The sequence below is a fragment of the Thalassospira sp. CH_XMU1420-2 genome, assembly GCF_037029325.1.
Taxonomy (GTDB): domain Bacteria; phylum Pseudomonadota; class Alphaproteobacteria; order Rhodospirillales; family Thalassospiraceae; genus Thalassospira; species Thalassospira povalilytica.
In genome coordinates this window covers 464,756-479,862 of sequence record NZ_JAYMEG010000003.1, presented here as the reverse complement: position 1 = coordinate 479,862, position 15,107 = coordinate 464,756, and the positions used below count along the sequence as shown (strand labels likewise).

Below are 15,107 nucleotides of genomic sequence, written 5' to 3'. Positions count from 1 at the left end.
CATATGAGTAAGCCTCAAAATGCCCAGGGGGATGTTCGCTCCAAGAGCCTCGTCGATTACCTGAATGACGAGAACGTTCGCGCCGTGCTTTACCAGATCGTCGCGATCGGTCTTATCATTCTGGCTGGTTGGTACCTGGTGTCGAACACCCTGTACAACCTCGCTCAGCAGAACATCTCTACCGGCTACGGGTTCCTTGATCTTGAAGCATCCTTCGAGATCAGCGAGACCATGATTGATTACAGTGCCAAAAGCAATTACGCGACAGCACTGGTCGTCGGTCTTCTCAACACCGTAAAGGTCTCGGTGCTTGGCATCGTTCTTTGCACGATCATTGGGACGATTTTTGGCGTCGCACGCCTGTCGTCAAACTGGATCGTACGGAAACTGGCAACGGTTTACGTTGAAACCTTCCGTAACATCCCGGTCCTGCTTCAGCTGTTCTTCTGGTACGCGCTGATCCCCGGGGCGTTCCCCCACCCGCGTGATGCCCTGGAACCTCTTCCGGGTGTGCTTTTCACGTCGCGCGGCATGTATATGCCGGTTCCGGTGGCTGATACGGCCTATACCCTGATGGGAATTGCCGCGATCATCGCACTTGTTGCGATCTTCTTCATCAAACGCTGGGCGAAGAAACGTCAGGACGCAACCGGGCAACCATTCCCGATGTTCCTGACCGGTCTTGGCATTTTTGTCGGTCTTGTCTTGCTTGCCTATCTGGCAGGTGGTGCACCGACCGAAATGAGCATGCCGGAACTCAAAGGCTTCAACATTCGTGGCGGTTATAACATTTCGCCGGAATTCCTGGCGGTTCTGATCGGCCTGACTGTCTATACCTCGACCTATGTTGCCGAGGTTGTCCGTTCCGGTATCCAGGCTGTTCCGAGTGGCCAGTGGGAAGCGGCCGACAGCCTTGGCATCAAGCGTTCTGTCGCCCTTCGCAAAGTGATCCTGCCGCAATCCATGCGCGTTGCGATCCCGCCGCTCACCAACCAGTATCTGAACCTGACCAAAAACAGCTCGCTTGCGGTTGCGGTTGGTTATCCGGATCTGGTTTCTGTTTCCAACACGACCATGAACCAGACAGGTCAGGCGATCGAGGCCATCTCGATCTTCATGTCGATCTATCTTGGTTTGTCCTTGTTGACCTCGCTCTTTATGAACTGGTTCAACAAGAAAATGGCACTGGTGGAGAGGTAATATGTCCGATAACGCAAAATCACCTCCTCTTCCTACCGGCACCTTTGCCGAACGTGCCGTTTCCTGGTCGAAGAAGAACCTGTTTGACGGCTGGTTCAATTCAATCCTGACGATTGGCGCGATCGCCTTTCTGCTGTGGTTGATCCCGCCGATCATTGAATGGGGCATTGTCAACGCAACTCTGGAACCAACCATCGAGGGCTGCAAAGAAGTCAGCGGTGCCTGCTGGGGCTTTGTGAATGCCAACTTGCGGCTGATCCTGTTTGGCACCTACCCGTATGATGAACAGTGGCGCCCGCTGCTGGCCATGATCATTTTGATGGGCATCATCTGCGGCAGCCTTGGCGCGGTTAAGTATCCCGGCCTGCGCAAGGCGATCATCCCGATGTGGGTAATCGGTGTACCGATCATTGCCATTCTGATGTGGGGCGGTGTTCTGGGTCTTACCTATGTCCAGAACAGCTATTGGGGCGGCCTGCCGCTGACCCTGATCCTGTCATCGATCGGCGTGATCTTTGCCTTTCCGTTCGGTTTGCTTCTTGCACTGGGTCGCCAGTCGCACATGCCGGCCATCAAAACCATGTCCGTGGTCTATATCGAAGTCATTCGTGGTGTGCCGCTGATTACGGTTCTGTTCATGGCATCGGTCATGTTCCCGCTGTTCCTGCCCGATGGGGTTACCATCGACAAGTTGCTGCGTGCACAGATCGGTATCATCCTGTTTACCGCCGCCTACCTTGCCGAGGTATTCCGTGGTGGTTTGCAGGCCGTTCCGCGTGGCCAGTTTGAAGCAGGTGACAGCCTTGCACTGTCCTATTGGCAGTCCATGCGCCTGATCATCCTGCCGCAGGCACTGCGTCTGGTTATTCCGCCAACCGTGAACAGCTTTATTTCGATGTTCAAGGATACCACGCTGGTCGTGATTATCGGCCTGTTTGACTTCCTTGGCACCGTGAAGCTGGCACTGCGCAGTGACCCGGCCTGGACCAAGTATTACGTCGAAGGTTATGCCTTCGCCGCGGCAATTTTCTTCCTGATCTGTTTCTCGATGGCGAAATATTCCGCCTATCTTGAAAAAGAGCTTCGCAAAGGCGAACGCAGGTAAGGAGTGAGGAAAGAACAATGACTGTAGCAACTGAAACCACTACCGGCGCTGTGCCTTCTCCGAGCGAGGAAGATGTCATCGTCGTCAACAAGATGAACAAATGGTACGGCAATTTCCACGTTCTGCGGGATATTGACCTTACCGTTCGCAAGGGTGAGCGTATCGTTATCTGTGGCCCGTCGGGTTCGGGTAAATCGACACTGATCCGCACGATGAACCGTCTGGAAACCTATCAGACCGGCGAAATCACCGTGGATGGCATCCTTCTGGGTGACGATGTCAAAAACATCGAAGCCGTTCGTCGCGAAGTATGCATGGTGTTCCAGCACTTCAACCTGTTCCCGCACATGACTGTGCTTGAAAACCTGACACTGGCGCCGATCTGGGTTCGCAAGATGCCCAAGAAAGAAGCCAATGATCTGGCCATGCACTATCTTGAGCGTGTCCGCATCGCCGAGCAGGCCCACAAATATCCGGGTCAGCTTTCCGGTGGCCAGCAGCAGCGTGTGGCCATTGCCCGTTCGCTCTGCATGCAGCCGAAAATCATGCTGTTTGATGAGCCGACCTCGGCCCTTGACCCGGAAATGGTCAAGGAAGTTCTCGACGTTATGGTCGAACTTGCGAAAGAAGGCATGACCATGCTGTGCGTGACCCACGAAATGGGCTTTGCCAAAGAGGTCGCCGATCGCGTGATCTTTATGGATGCCGGCCAGATCATTGAAATGGCTGGTCCGCATGAATTCTTCGACAATCCGAAAAGCGAACGTACCAAGCTGTTCCTCAGCCAGATTCTTTCGCACTAAGCGGATTTTCAGACTTCACGACCTTATGCAAAACGGCCCCGATCGGGGCCGTTTTCATTTTTGTGAAATTGATGCTTGCCCCCTGCCCGCCAATTGCCGAAACTCTGCGCAAACTGGATCACAACCGGAATTTCAATGACCCAAGCTGCATCTTCTCATTCGGACAGCACGGCCTTCGTTGCCGTTGAAAAACTTACCAAACGCTTCGGGTCTGTGGTTGCCGTCAACAATGTCGATCTGACCCTTTCGCGGGGCGAAACACTGGCGATTATCGGGCCGTCCGCGGCCGGGAAAAGTGTTTTGATGAAATGCCTCGTGGGCATATATGGTGCCGATGAAGGTGCCATTTACCTTGATCAGGATGATGTCAGCGATACCAACGCCCCCGAGCGACCGAAATGGGCAGCAAAGATTGGCATGCTGTTTCAACAAAACGCCCTGTTTGACAGCCTGACGGTCTGGGAAAATATCTGTTTTCGTCAGATTGAACTGGGCACACTCAGCCGCAAGGCCGCCAAAGAACGGGCTGTCGAGTTGCTTGGACTTGTCGGGCTGGCCGAAGAAAGTGCGGAACTGACGCCAAGCGATCTGTCGGGTGGCATGCAAAAGCGCGTCGGAATTGCGCGCGCAATCTCAACCGATCCGGAACTTCTGTTGCTTGATAATCCGACTGCGGGGCTTGATCCGGTTTTGTCGAACCATATCGAACTGATGATTTCAAAGATCGCGACACAGCGCGGCACCACCGTCATTTCGATCACCAACGATATGCAAATCGCCCGCACCCGGTATCAAAACCTGATGATGATGCATGATGGCAAAGTCTATTGGTCCGGCAAGACGGACGATATTGACGATGCCCACAACGCCCATCTGACCCAAATGCTTGATGGTTCATCGCAAGGCCCGATCACCATGCGGACTGGCAAACGCGAAGACGGCATCTTCGCCTGATCCCGTCCCTGCCACACACCAATTCACGCACCGCTCAGACCGGACGTCAATTCAGGCTGTTGATCAGTTTGCGGTATAGACCGACACATCGGCTTCACGGATCACATCCGACCAGATTGGCCCGGGATGGCGATCGGTAAACAGGGCATCAATTTCGGACAGGTGCCCCAAACGCACCATGGCGCGCCGCCCGAATTTCGATGCATCGGTACACAGGAATGTCTGACGCGCATTGGAAATGATCGCGCGGGCAACCCGCACTTCCCGATAATCGAAATCCATCAAACTGCCGTCTTCATCCACACCGGAAATGCCGATAATCGCGTAATCGACCTTGAACTGGTTGATGAAGTCTATCGTTGCCTCACCGATCACGCCAAAGTCACGCTGGCGCACAACACCGCCGGCAATGATCACCTCAAACCCCTGATTGGCGGCGCAAATTTCCGCGACATGCAGATTGTTGGTGATGATTTTAAGGCTTTTGTGACCCGAAAGCGCATGGGCCACTTCCTCGTTGGTGGTGCCGATATTGATAAAGAGCGATGCACCTTCGGGAATATGTTCGGCAACCAGTTTCGCAATTTCGCGTTTACTGCCAAGATTGAGAACCTGACGGTCCTGATAGGCTGTATTCTCGGTCGTGGACACGCTTGCCGCGCCGCCGTGATAACGCGCAATCAGCCCCTCTTCGGCCATCTCGTTGATGTCTCGACGGATGGTTTGCGGGGTTACGGAAAAATGTTCAGCAAGGGAATCAATCGTCATAAAGCTGTTGGACGCCACAAGTTCGAGTATCTCACGACGCCGCCGATCCAGTTTTCCCATGCCGTTCTCTCCTGATATTTTCTGATTTTCATATTGGCGGGCAAATTTTCGTTACCGATCAAAATGCGGTGAATTTTCCTGTCTTGCAAGCGCAGTTGTGCAAATTCAGTCGCAATTTTTCAAGTCCAGGGCATTCGGTTACACAAATTGGCTAGGGAAACCGGCAAACCAGTCATTCGATTTTGCTGTTTCAGCCCGAATAAAATCGATGAGTGGTCGAATACGCGCCGCGTCAATTACGTCATTGTGACACACCAGAAAATAGTCACGATGGATTGGAATGCTGTGGGGCATCACCGCAACAAGGTCATCAAACATGTTGCCCATATAATATGGCAGGACACATAACCCGTAACCCGCACGACATGCCTTGGCCTGAGCAAACACGCTTGACGTCTGATAGGATGGCCGCAATCCGGGGACGATCTCACCCAAATAGTTCAGTTCGGGTGTAAAGATCATGTCTTCGATATAGCCAATAAAAGGATGCTTCGCCAAATCCGATCTTCGTTCGATTTTGCCGTGCTGTTTCAGGTAATCCTTGGATGCGTAGATATAGAGTATATAGCTGCAGATCTTTTCAAAATAGTATGCCCCCGCCTTTGGCGTATTAAGCGAAATCGAAATGTCCGCTTCGCGCCGGGACAGAGAAACAATTTGCTGAATATTGACCATTTCAATGGTCAGGTTCGGATGTTGCGACGCGAAGTGCGGAAGCCTGTCTGCTATGAAGAAACTCCCGAATCCTTCCGGAACACTTAGCCGGATTACCCCGCTTAGCGGTATTGTACCCTCGCCGACGACACCAAGCATCTTGTCGGCTTCAATCGACATCGCCCGGGCCGGCTCCATCAGCTTTTCCCCCATGAAAGTCAGGGTATAGCCCGTTCCGCTTCGTTGAAACAATTTGGCGCCGATGCCTTCTTCAAGGCGGTCAATGCGCCGGGCAACCGTTACGTGGCTGGTGCGCAACCGGCGTGCCGCCGCAGACAGCTTGCCCTCTTGTGCAACTGCGAGAAAATACTGCAAATCATCCCAGGAGAATTGACGCATCCACCGACCTGTTCATTTTTGTACAATCATTGTCCAAAATTATATATTTGAAGGTGTTTTGGTCAATGTTATCGTAATTCAAAGTTCTGAATAACCAAATCAAACTAACAAAAAATACCAATAATTCAGATACTTGACTGACACATTTCACTTGCGCCCACCCATAACAAAAATGTGCAGTCAAACAACGTCCTACAGTCCGTTGTCTCATTCTTGACGACGGATACTTCATTCCATCAGGGAGGAATCTAGATGAAGAAGTTCACGATTGCATCGGTTGCAATTATGGCAGCAGCCGCTGCACTGCCCGCCCATGCCGAGATTTCAGATGACGTCGTCAAAATCGGCATTCTCAATGATCAGTCGGGCGTCTATGCCGACTTCGGCGGTGTCTGGTCATTCGAAGCAGCCAAAATGGCCGTTGAAGATTTCGGCGGCACCGTTCAGGGAAAGCCGGTTGAAGTCATTACAGCTGACCATCAGAACAAGCCTGATGTCGCGGCCAACATTGCACGTCAATGGTATGATCAGGACCAAGTTGATGCCATCATGGAATTGACGACGTCTTCGGTCGCACTTGCCGTGCAAGGCATTTCAAAAGAAAAGAAAAAGATCGATATCGTTACCGGTGCTGCAACAACGGCACTGACAGGCGAACAATGTTCCCCATACGGTTTCCACTGGGCATATGACACGCACGCACTTGCTGTTGGCACCGGCGGCGCACTGGTCAATAACGGTGGAGACAGCTGGTTCTTTCTTACTGCCGATTACGCGTTTGGCTATTCACTCGAAGAACAGACCGGTAACTTTGTAAAGGAAAGCGGCGGTACCGTATCGGGTTCAGTCCGTCATCCTCTTGGAACGAACGACTATTCTTCCTTCCTGCTTCAGGCACAGGCATCCGGGGCAAAAGTTATTGGCCTTGCCAATGCCGGTCTTGATACCGCCAACGCGATCAAACAGGCATCGGAATTCGGTATTGTACAGAGCGGCCAGCGACTGGCTGCCTTGCTCTTTACGCTTGCAGAAGTCCATGGTCTGGGCGCCAAGGCATCCCAGGGGCTGACCCTGACCGAGGGTTTCTATTGGGATCGTAATGACGAAACCCGCGAATTTGGCAAACGCTTCTTTGACCGCACGGGTCGTATGCCAAACATGATTCAGGCTGGCACCTATTCGGCAGTTCTTCAGTATCTCAAGGCCATTGATAAAACCGGCACTGACGAAACCGAAGCTGTCGCCAAGGCCCTGCATGAAATGCCGGTCAATGACGTTTTTGCCAACAATGGCAAGGTCGGCGCCAACGGCCGCATGATTTACGACATGTATCTGATGGAAGTAAAATCGCCAGACCAAATGACGGGTGACTGGGACTACTACAACATCCTTGATACCGTTCCTGGCAACAAGGCCTTCATCGATCCGGCCGAAAGCGGTTGCAGCCTGGCATCGAAATAAGACCATGACGGCAACCGAATTTCACACGAAACCCGGTAGCCAGCAAAACGAGACAAAGTCACGAGTGGTTCTTTCCGCTCGTGACCTTCGTCGCGATTTTGGCGGCTTTACTGCGGTCAACAACGTCAATATCGACGTTCATCACGCCAAAGTGCATGCGCTGATTGGACCAAATGGCGCAGGCAAAACCACCGTATTCAATCTTCTGACAAAATTCCTGCAGCCTACCAGCGGCAAGATCACCCTGCTTGGTCAGGACATTACCAAGACCGCGCCTGCGCGCGTAGCGCGCATGGGATTGGTGCGATCTTTCCAGATTTCGGCAATTTTCCCTCATTTGACGGTACTGGAAAATATACGCGTCGCCCTTCAGCGCCCGGGTAATTTGTCGACACAGTTCTGGCTGCCTTTGTCCAAACTCGATGTTCTAAATGATCGGGCGATGGAACTTCTGACCTCGGTCGGTTTGCAAAATCAGTGCAACAGTCTTGCCGCGGACCTGTCCTATGGACGCAAGCGTGTGCTTGAAATCGCGACCACGCTGGCACTTGATCCGAAGGTTCTCCTTCTTGACGAACCAATGGCCGGTATGGGCGGCGAAGATGTCGGAATGGTCGCAGAACTCATAAGAGAAGTTGCAAAAACGCGGGCCGTCCTGATGGTCGAGCATAACCTGAATGTTGTGTCTGACCTGTGTGACCACATCACCGTCCTGCAACGCGGTGAAATTCTGGCAGAGGGCGACTACGCCACCGTAAGCAATGACGAGCAAGTCAAGATCGCCTACATGGGGACGGACCATGACTGATAAAACTCTTCTCTCCGTTCGGGATCTCAATGCCTGGTACGATGAAAGTCACATCCTGCATGGTGTAAATCTGGAAGTCCGTGAAGGCGAAACCGTCACGATACTTGGGCGCAACGGCATGGGTAAGACAACCACCTTGCGTTCAATCGTCGGCATTCTGCGCAAACGTACCGGCACCATCAGCTTTGACGGTACCGACCTTATGAACCGCCCGCTTCATCATACTGCACGGGTGGGTATTGGCTTTGTCCCGGAAGAACGGGGAATTTTCTCGACTCTCAGTGTTGAGGAAAATCTTATGCTGCCCCCTGTCGTTTCGAATACCGGAATGACGGTCGAGGAAATCTATCAGCTTTTCCCGAACCTTAAGGAAAGACGTAACAGTCAGGGAACCAAGCTTTCCGGTGGTGAACAACAGATGCTTGCCATGGCACGCATGCTGCGTACTGGCGTCAAGATGCTGTTGCTTGATGAACCGACCGAAGGTCTCGCACCGGTAATCGTTCAACGCATCGGAGAAGTGCTGCAAACCCTAAAAGCGCGTGGCATGACCATTTTGCTCGTTGAACAGAACTTCCGTTTTGCAAGCAAGATTGCCGACCGCTTCTACGTTATGGATCACGGGAAAGTGACAGACGGTTTTGATTTGGCGGAACTGCCCGCGAAAATGGAAACCCTGCACGAAGTTCTGGGAGTATGACGCCGTGATTATGATTTTTGGTATTCCAATTCAGGCGTTTCTCGGTCAGCTTCTGATCGGCCTGATCAATGGTTCGTTCTATGCCATGCTCAGTCTTGGGCTGGCGATTATTTTTGGCCTTTTGCGTGTCATCAATTTCGCGCATGGCGCACAATACATGATGGGCGCTTTCGCAGGTTTTCTTCTGCTGTCATGGGTCGGCGTCAATTACTGGTTTGCCCTTTTGCTGGCGCCGGTGATTGTTGGCTTGACCGGGATCGTCATTGAACGGTTTGCTTTGCGGCGTCTCTACAACCTGGATCATTTGTACGGCCTGCTGTTTACATTTGGCCTTGCGCTCGTGATAGAAGGCAGCTTCCGCTATTTCTATGGAACATCCGGCCAACCCTACGAGACACCCGAATTGCTGTCGGGCGGGGTAAATCTTGGCTTCATGTATTTGCCGATTTACCGCGGTTGGGTTGTTGTTGCTTCGCTGATCGTTTGTATCGGTACCTGGCTGCTAATTGAGAAGACAAAGCTTGGTTCCTATTTGCGTGCCGCAACCGAGAACCCGACGCTTGTGCAATCTTTCGGCATCAATGTCCCGTTCCTGCTGACGCTGACCTACGGGCTTGGCGCCGGGCTGGCGGCACTTGCAGGCATCATGGCGGCACCGATCTATCAGGTCAGCCCGCTGATGGGTTCAAACCTTATTATTGTGGTTTTTGCCATCGTTGTTGTCGGCGGCATGGGATCGATTATGGGGGCGATTGTTACGGGCTATATGCTCGGCATTCTGGAAGGCCTGACCAAAGTATTCTATCCGGAAGCCTCCAACATCGTGATCTTCGTGATCATGGCCATTGTACTGTTGATCCGGCCTGCGGGTCTGTTTGGTCGGGATGCTTGATATGACTGAAATTAGTATGACCTCCGAAACACGCAATCAGACTGCAAACCGCGTCCAGATTGCGCTTATCATCGCGCTGCTGATCGCGCTGATATTTGCGCCCTTCGTGTTGTATCCGGTTTTCCTGATGAAGGTGTTGTGCTTTGCACTGTTTGCCAGCGCCTTTAACCTTCTGCTGGGCTTTACGGGGCTTCTTTCCTTTGGCCATGCCGCCTTCTTTGGTGGTGCCGCCTATTTCTCCGCCCATGCTGTCAAGGAATGGGGATTTTCACCGGAAGCCGGAATTCTGCTTGGTGTGGCCGGTGCCGCTGTCATGGGTCTGGTGATTGGATTCTTCGCCATTCGCCGCCAAGGTATCTATTTCGCCATGATCACCCTGGCATTGTCGCAAATGTTCTTCTTCTTCTGCCTTCAGGCTGAATTCACCAAAGGTGAGGACGGGCTTCAAGGGGTTCCGCGCGGACATCTTCTTGGTTTCATCGATCTTAACGAGCCTTTGAACATGTATTTCTTTGTTCTTGGCGTCTTCGTTCTTGGTGTTTTTGCCGTCTGGCGGATCGTTCATTCCCCGTTTGGCATGATACTTCGGTCCATTCGGGAAAATGAAAATCGTGCAATTTCGCTTGGTTATTCGGTCAATCTTTACAAACTGGGTGCCTTTGTAATGTCTGCTGCACTTGCCGGTCTGGCTGGTGGTCTTAAGGCATTGGTTTTCCAGTTTGCCACCCTGACCGATGTTGCCTGGCAGATGTCGGGTGAAGTGATCCTTATGACATTGCTGGGTGGAATTGGTACCATATTTGGCCCGATTTTTGGCGCGGCCTTTGTGGTAACAGTCCAAAACTACCTCTCGACCACTGGCTTCCCGGTCACCGTTCTGACCGGCCTTATTTTCATCGTCTGCGTATTATTGTTCCGTCGCGGGATTGTCGGCGAATTTAATGCGTCAAACCTGGCTGTAAAGCTGGGCCTGAAATCCCCCAAATAGAGTATCAGGCGCATGGAGCAAAAATTCGACTACATCATTATCGGTGCGGGATCGGCCGGGTGCACATTGGCAAACCGTCTTTCGGAGATGGCTGATGCAAGCATCCTGTTGCTTGAAGCTGGCGGCAAGGATCGCAATCCCTGGATTCACATCCCGGTCGGTTACCTTTACTGCATTGGCAACCCGAACGTGGACTGGTGTTTCAACACCGTCCGCGAACCGGGGCTGAATGGCCGATCACTTGGCTATCCGCGCGGCAAGGTTCTGGGCGGCTGTTCATCGATCAATGGCATGATCTATATGCGTGGTCAGGCCAATGATTATGACCAGTGGCGCCAATCGGGTTGTTCAAATTGGGGCTGGGACGATGTACTGCCCTTTTTCAAGAAATCCGAAGATTATTACCGCGGTGCTGATGAATTGCACGGCGAAGGCGGCGAATGGCGGGTCGAACAGGCCCGCGTGCGCTGGGAAATCCTCGAAGCCTTTCAGGATGCCGCCGAACAGGCCGGCATTCCCAAGGTTGCCGACTTCAATCGTGGCACCAACGAAGGATCATCCTATTTCGATGTGAACCAGAAACGCGGTATTCGCTGGAACACATCAAAGGCGTTTTTGCGCCCTGCCCTTGATCGTAAAAATCTTGAAGTCCGCACCAACGCCCATGTCCGTCGGCTGATCATTGCTGATGGACGTGTCACCGGTGTTGAATATGAACGCGGCGGCAACATCGAAACGGTCTATTCCAATCGCGAAACCGTTCTGTCTGCCGGCTCTGTCGGATCCCCGCAAATTCTTGAACTTTCCGGGATCGGGCGTGGTGACATTCTTCAGCAACATGGCATTGAACAGGCTGTCGACAGCCCGCAGGTCGGTGAAAACCTTCAGGATCACCTGCAACTGCGCTGTGCATTCAAGGTAAGCGGCATTCGAACCCTGAATGAAAAGGCCAGCAACCTGTTTGGCAAGGCAAGCATCGCGCTGGAATATCTGTTCAACCAGTCCGGCCCGATGTCGATGGCACCAAGCCAGCTGGGCATTTTTACGAGGTCTGACGCCTCGTTTGAAACGCCCAATTTGCAATATCATGTGCAGCCGCTGTCGCTTGAGAAATTCGGCGAACCGGTTCACCCGTTCCCGGCCTTTACTGCCAGTGTCTGCAATCTTCGCCCGCAAAGCCGGGGCAGCATCCATATCACCAGCCCGGATCACACCGAGCAACCTGCCATAGCGCCAAATTACCTGTCCGCGGATGCCGATAAAAAGGTTGCCGCAGATTCCATCCGCCTGACGCGCAAAATTGCAAGCCAGCCGGCACTGGCACCCTATGCCCCCGAAGAATTCAAACCCGGCCCCGCCTATGATAGCGAAGAAGACCTGATACGTGCCGCCGGTGATATCGGCACGACCATTTTCCATCCGGTGGGGACATGTCGGATGGGGGCGGATCCGGCATCGGTTGTTGATCCGGAATTGCGACTGCGCGGTCTTGACGGTTTGCGCATTGCCGATGCGTCCATCATGCCGACCATTGTGTCAGGCAACACAAATTCGCCAACCATCATGATCGCCGAAAAGGCCGCCGCCATGATCAGGGCATCTGCAACACAATAAAAAAAAGCCGGGGCAGTCCCGGCTTTCCTTTTTCACAGATCATGCGCTGATGTTTTAGCCCTTAAGGCTGGCCACAATGCGTTCGCGCACCGCGGGTTCCGACCCGGTCGGGGCAACGTCACCATCGCCAATCACGATGGCTTCACGCAGCAATGCGGTCGCCTCGTCCAGTTGCGCCTGATCACGGGTATGCGCGACACACAGGGGGGTTTCTGCTGAAACCGGCTGGCCGACCTTGATGAAATCGGTAAAGCCGACGGCGAAATCAATCTTCTGATCGGCACGTGTCCGCCCGCCCTTAAGTGCGACAAGTGCCAGGCCAACCTTGCGGGCATCCATCGACAGGACACGACCGGTCTTGGCCGCGTTGATGGCATTGGTCATCGGGGCTGCTTCAAGATAGTTGGCATGTTTTTCGACAAAGTCGTTCGGACCGCCCAGGCTGGCAACCATTTTGCCAAAGACCTCGGCCGCCTTGCCGCTTTCAAGCGCGTCTGTCGCCTGACGCAGACCTTCGGACACATCGGTGGCAACACCACTGACCGCCAGCATTTCGGCTGCCAGCGCCATGGTCACATCATAGACACGCTGTTCCTGATGCTTGCCGGTCAGGAAATCGATCGCCTCAACCATTTCAAGCGCATTGCCGACCGTATCGCCCAACACCTGTTCCATATCAGTCAACAGGGCGACTGTCGGAACGCCATTGCGGGTGGCGACTTCGGTGATGCTTTGTGCCAGTTCACGCGCGCGATCATATTCATTCATGAACGCACCCGACCCGAATTTCACATCCATCACCAGGGAATCAAGCCCGGCGGCCAGTTTCTTTGACAGGATGGATGCCGTAATCAGCGGAATGCTTTCGACCGTCGCCGTTACGTCGCGGATGCCATAAAAACGTTTATCGGCCGGCGCAAGGTCCGACGTCTGACCAATGATCGCACACCCGACCTCACGGGTCACTTTGGCGAATTCTTCAAGGGTCGGCGTGGTGCGGTATCCGGGGATGGAATCAAATTTATCAAGTGTTCCACCCGTGTGACCAAGTCCACGGCCCGAAATCATCGGAACAAATGCACCACATGCCCCGACAATCGGTCCCAGCATCAGGCTGACCTTGTCACCGACCCCACCGGTCGAATGTTTGTCAACCACCGGTCCGTCAAGTCCGAGCGCCTTCCAGTCAAGGACGGTGCCACTGTCACGCATGTTGCGGGTAAGTGCGGCACGTTCGTCCATGGTCATGCCATTGAAAAACACAGCCATGGCAAGGGCAGCAACCTGACCCTCGCTAATGCTGTCATCGGTGATGCCTTTGACGAAAAAGGCAATTTCTGCGTCTGTAAGAACTTCGCCTTCGCGTTTGCGGCGAATAATTTCCTGCGGCAGCATCAGCTGTCTCCTGCGCGCTTGTCGTTACTGTCTCAGACCGTTTTCCGGTCTTGGCCGCGCTTAGGCAGCACCTGAAAAATACTGAAGCAAGATCTTGATAAGATTGGCAGATCCTGTTTTGGACATTTCAAGTGTCTGCTCGTGGCTCAGCGGTGTTGCGCTCATGCCCGCGGCAAGGTTTGTGATATTTGAAATTGCCGCCACCTTGAAGCCAAGGCGACGCGCAAGAATGTTTTCCGGAACGGTCGACATCCCGACCGCATCCGCCCCAAGGGTCTTGAGCGCACGGATTTCAGCCGGGGTTTCAAAGCTTGGCCCCGTGCACCAGCAATAGGTCCCTTCAAACAGCTTGATCCCCAGTTTGGCCGCCGTGTCATGAAGACCCGAACCGATTTCCGGATCATAAGGCACATCCATACCGACAAAGCGGTCATTCCCGTGATAGCCAATCAGCGGGTTCGGCCCAAACAGGCTGATATGATCGGTAATCAGCATCAGACTGCCCGGAACGGCTTCGGGCAGCAACGATCCGGCAGCATTGGTCAGAATAAGGCGCTCGGCCCCCAGTTCCCGCATGGTTTCAAGCGGTTCTGCCATCAAATCGGAACGACCATGTTCGTAATAATGCGCCCGTCCCTGCATCACCGCGACCGAAACACCACCAATCCGGCCAAGCACCAGCGTCCCGCCATGTCCGACAACGGTCGGGCGCGGAAAACCGGGCAAATCTTCATAGGAAATACGGATTGCTTCGCTGACGGCATCAACAACCCCGCCAAGACCACTTCCAAGTACCAGTGCCACCTCGGCCTTGAAGCCGGGTGCCTTTGCGGCGATCACGTCCAATGCAGCTTTTAGGTTGCTCATTTGAGGTTCTCCGGACCAAAGGAATGTGGAATCAGTTCTTCACGCGACAAGGTCAAAAGCGTTTCACCGGCATCATTGATGATAAAGATCGTTGCATCAGAACCGGTAAATTCGCGAATTTTCTGACGGCAGCCACCACAAGGTGTGCAGGCAACATCACCAAGACCGACAACCACGATTTCGTCGAATTTGGTTTCGCCCGCCAAGACCATTGCCGAAATCGCCCCTGCTTCGGCACAGACGCCTTCGGGATAGGCTGCATTTTCAACATTGCAGCCGGCAATGACTTTGCCCTCGGCTGTACGCAATGCGGCACCGACATGAAATTTTGAATAAGGCGCATAGGCCTTGTCGCGCGCCGCCAATGCAGCGTCAATCAGATCGCGCGGTGCCTTTTTCATCTCGCCCATTTACGTAATCCTGTTTGAAATTCCACACC

General features: G+C 53.3%; 15 protein-coding genes. 10 read left to right on the top strand and 5 right to left on the bottom strand.

Annotated elements, in window-relative coordinates; translation table 11 throughout:
* Nucleotides 1-3 precede the first annotated feature (3 nt).
* From WA429_RS11875 to WA429_RS11860, 4 genes are all read left to right on the top strand, one after another.
* Nucleotides 4-1,200, top strand: a complete 1,197-nt coding sequence (locus WA429_RS11875; protein WP_068519177.1) for an amino acid ABC transporter permease — start codon at nt 4-6, stop codon at nt 1,198-1,200.
* A 1-nt stretch (nt 1,201) separates the two neighbouring features.
* Nucleotides 1,202-2,305 carry an amino acid ABC transporter permease gene (locus WA429_RS11870; RefSeq protein ID WP_101246139.1) on the top strand — a complete coding sequence of 368 codons (1,104 nt, stop codon included), beginning with the start codon at nt 1,202-1,204 and terminating at the stop codon, nt 2,303-2,305.
* A gap of 17 nt (nt 2,306-2,322) precedes the next feature.
* On the top strand, nt 2,323-3,108 hold the full coding sequence (locus WA429_RS11865) for an amino acid ABC transporter ATP-binding protein (RefSeq protein ID WP_068519179.1): 786 nt from the start codon (nt 2,323-2,325) through the stop codon (nt 3,106-3,108).
* A 135-nt stretch (nt 3,109-3,243) separates the two neighbouring features.
* Nucleotides 3,244-4,062 (top strand): ABC transporter ATP-binding protein, encoded by an 819-nt coding sequence (locus WA429_RS11860; RefSeq protein WP_114112417.1) that lies wholly within the window; start codon nt 3,244-3,246, stop codon nt 4,060-4,062.
* Between the two features lie 63 nt (nt 4,063-4,125).
* Here WA429_RS11860 and WA429_RS11855 read toward each other — a convergent pair whose 3' ends face one another.
* Nucleotides 4,126-4,890 carry a DeoR/GlpR family DNA-binding transcription regulator gene (locus WA429_RS11855; protein WP_068519181.1) on the bottom strand — a complete coding sequence of 255 codons (765 nt, stop codon included), beginning with the start codon at nt 4,888-4,890 and terminating at the stop codon, nt 4,126-4,128.
* Nucleotides 4,891-5,028: 138 nt separating this feature from the next.
* Nucleotides 5,029-5,943 carry a LysR family transcriptional regulator gene (locus tag WA429_RS11850; protein ID WP_287465135.1) on the bottom strand — a complete coding sequence of 305 codons (915 nt, stop codon included), beginning with the start codon at nt 5,941-5,943 and terminating at the stop codon, nt 5,029-5,031.
* A 252-nt stretch (nt 5,944-6,195) separates the two neighbouring features.
* Here WA429_RS11850 and WA429_RS11845 point away from each other — a divergent pair, with 252 nt between their 5' ends.
* From WA429_RS11845 to WA429_RS11820, 6 genes are all read left to right on the top strand, one after another.
* Complete coding sequence (locus WA429_RS11845; RefSeq protein ID WP_068519183.1) at nt 6,196-7,404, top strand: ABC transporter substrate-binding protein; 1,209 nt, start codon at nt 6,196-6,198, stop codon at nt 7,402-7,404.
* 64 nt (nt 7,405-7,468) lie between these two features.
* Nucleotides 7,469-8,212, top strand: coding sequence for an ABC transporter ATP-binding protein (locus tag WA429_RS11840; RefSeq protein ID WP_323133589.1), 744 nt, complete (start codon nt 7,469-7,471; stop codon nt 8,210-8,212).
* A complete protein-coding gene (locus tag WA429_RS11835) occupies nt 8,205-8,912 on the top strand; it encodes an ABC transporter ATP-binding protein (RefSeq protein ID WP_068519185.1) in 708 nt (235 codons plus the stop codon). Before WA429_RS11840 ends, WA429_RS11835 begins: the two co-directional genes overlap by 8 nt.
* Nucleotides 8,913-8,922: 10 nt before the next feature.
* Entirely contained in the window at nt 8,923-9,804 is an 882-nt protein-coding gene (locus tag WA429_RS11830; protein WP_197460836.1) for a branched-chain amino acid ABC transporter permease, read from the top strand.
* A gap of 16 nt (nt 9,805-9,820) precedes the next feature.
* On the top strand, nt 9,821-10,792 hold the full coding sequence (locus WA429_RS11825) for a branched-chain amino acid ABC transporter permease (RefSeq protein ID WP_287465195.1): 972 nt from the start codon (nt 9,821-9,823) through the stop codon (nt 10,790-10,792).
* A gap of 12 nt (nt 10,793-10,804) precedes the next feature.
* Complete coding sequence (locus tag WA429_RS11820; protein ID WP_287465136.1) at nt 10,805-12,406, top strand: GMC family oxidoreductase; 1,602 nt, start codon at nt 10,805-10,807, stop codon at nt 12,404-12,406.
* A gap of 54 nt (nt 12,407-12,460) precedes the next feature.
* Here the strand turns inward: WA429_RS11820 and deoA are convergent, their stop codons facing one another.
* From deoA to WA429_RS11805, 3 genes are read right to left on the bottom strand one after another with little or no spacing between them, the layout of a single operon-like run.
* Entirely contained in the window at nt 12,461-13,801 is a 1,341-nt protein-coding gene (gene deoA, locus WA429_RS11815) for a thymidine phosphorylase (RefSeq protein ID WP_287465138.1), read from the bottom strand.
* A gap of 60 nt (nt 13,802-13,861) precedes the next feature.
* Nucleotides 13,862-14,668: a purine-nucleoside phosphorylase gene (locus WA429_RS11810; RefSeq protein ID WP_287465139.1), complete on the bottom strand. Its 807-nt coding sequence runs from the start codon at nt 14,666-14,668 to the stop codon at nt 13,862-13,864.
* Nucleotides 14,665-15,078: a cytidine deaminase gene (locus WA429_RS11805; protein WP_101246130.1), complete on the bottom strand. Its 414-nt coding sequence runs from the start codon at nt 15,076-15,078 to the stop codon at nt 14,665-14,667. Before WA429_RS11805 ends, WA429_RS11810 begins: the two co-directional genes overlap by 4 nt.
* Nucleotides 15,079-15,107 lie beyond the last annotated feature (29 nt).

What these genes read in the sequence shown, in the direction of transcription:
- WA429_RS11855 (WP_068519181.1), bottom strand. Translation starts at nt 4,890, where the DNA reads ATGGGAAAACTGGATCGGCGGCGTCGTGAGATACTCGAACTTGTGGCG.
- deoA (WP_287465138.1), bottom strand. Translation starts at nt 13,801, where the DNA reads ATGCTGCCGCAGGAAATTATTCGCCGCAAACGCGAAGGCGAAGTTCTT.
- WA429_RS11805 (WP_101246130.1), bottom strand. Translation starts at nt 15,078, where the DNA reads ATGGGCGAGATGAAAAAGGCACCGCGCGATCTGATTGACGCTGCATTG.
- WA429_RS11875 (WP_068519177.1), top strand. Translation starts at nt 4, where the DNA reads ATGAGTAAGCCTCAAAATGCCCAGGGGGATGTTCGCTCCAAGAGCCTC.
- WA429_RS11825 (WP_287465195.1), top strand. Translation starts at nt 9,821, where the DNA reads ATGACCTCCGAAACACGCAATCAGACTGCAAACCGCGTCCAGATTGCG.
- WA429_RS11860 (WP_114112417.1), top strand. Translation starts at nt 3,244, where the DNA reads ATGACCCAAGCTGCATCTTCTCATTCGGACAGCACGGCCTTCGTTGCC.
- WA429_RS11810 (WP_287465139.1), bottom strand. Translation starts at nt 14,668, where the DNA reads ATGAGCAACCTAAAAGCTGCATTGGACGTGATCGCCGCAAAGGCACCC.
- WA429_RS11870 (WP_101246139.1), top strand. Translation starts at nt 1,202, where the DNA reads ATGTCCGATAACGCAAAATCACCTCCTCTTCCTACCGGCACCTTTGCC.
- WA429_RS11845 (WP_068519183.1), top strand. Translation starts at nt 6,196, where the DNA reads ATGAAGAAGTTCACGATTGCATCGGTTGCAATTATGGCAGCAGCCGCT.
- WA429_RS11820 (WP_287465136.1), top strand. Translation starts at nt 10,805, where the DNA reads ATGGAGCAAAAATTCGACTACATCATTATCGGTGCGGGATCGGCCGGG.
- WA429_RS11850 (WP_287465135.1), bottom strand. Translation starts at nt 5,943, where the DNA reads ATGCGTCAATTCTCCTGGGATGATTTGCAGTATTTTCTCGCAGTTGCA.
- WA429_RS11830 (WP_197460836.1), top strand. Translation starts at nt 8,923, where the DNA reads ATGATTTTTGGTATTCCAATTCAGGCGTTTCTCGGTCAGCTTCTGATC.
- WA429_RS11865 (WP_068519179.1), top strand. Translation starts at nt 2,323, where the DNA reads ATGACTGTAGCAACTGAAACCACTACCGGCGCTGTGCCTTCTCCGAGC.
- WA429_RS11835 (WP_068519185.1), top strand. Translation starts at nt 8,205, where the DNA reads ATGACTGATAAAACTCTTCTCTCCGTTCGGGATCTCAATGCCTGGTAC.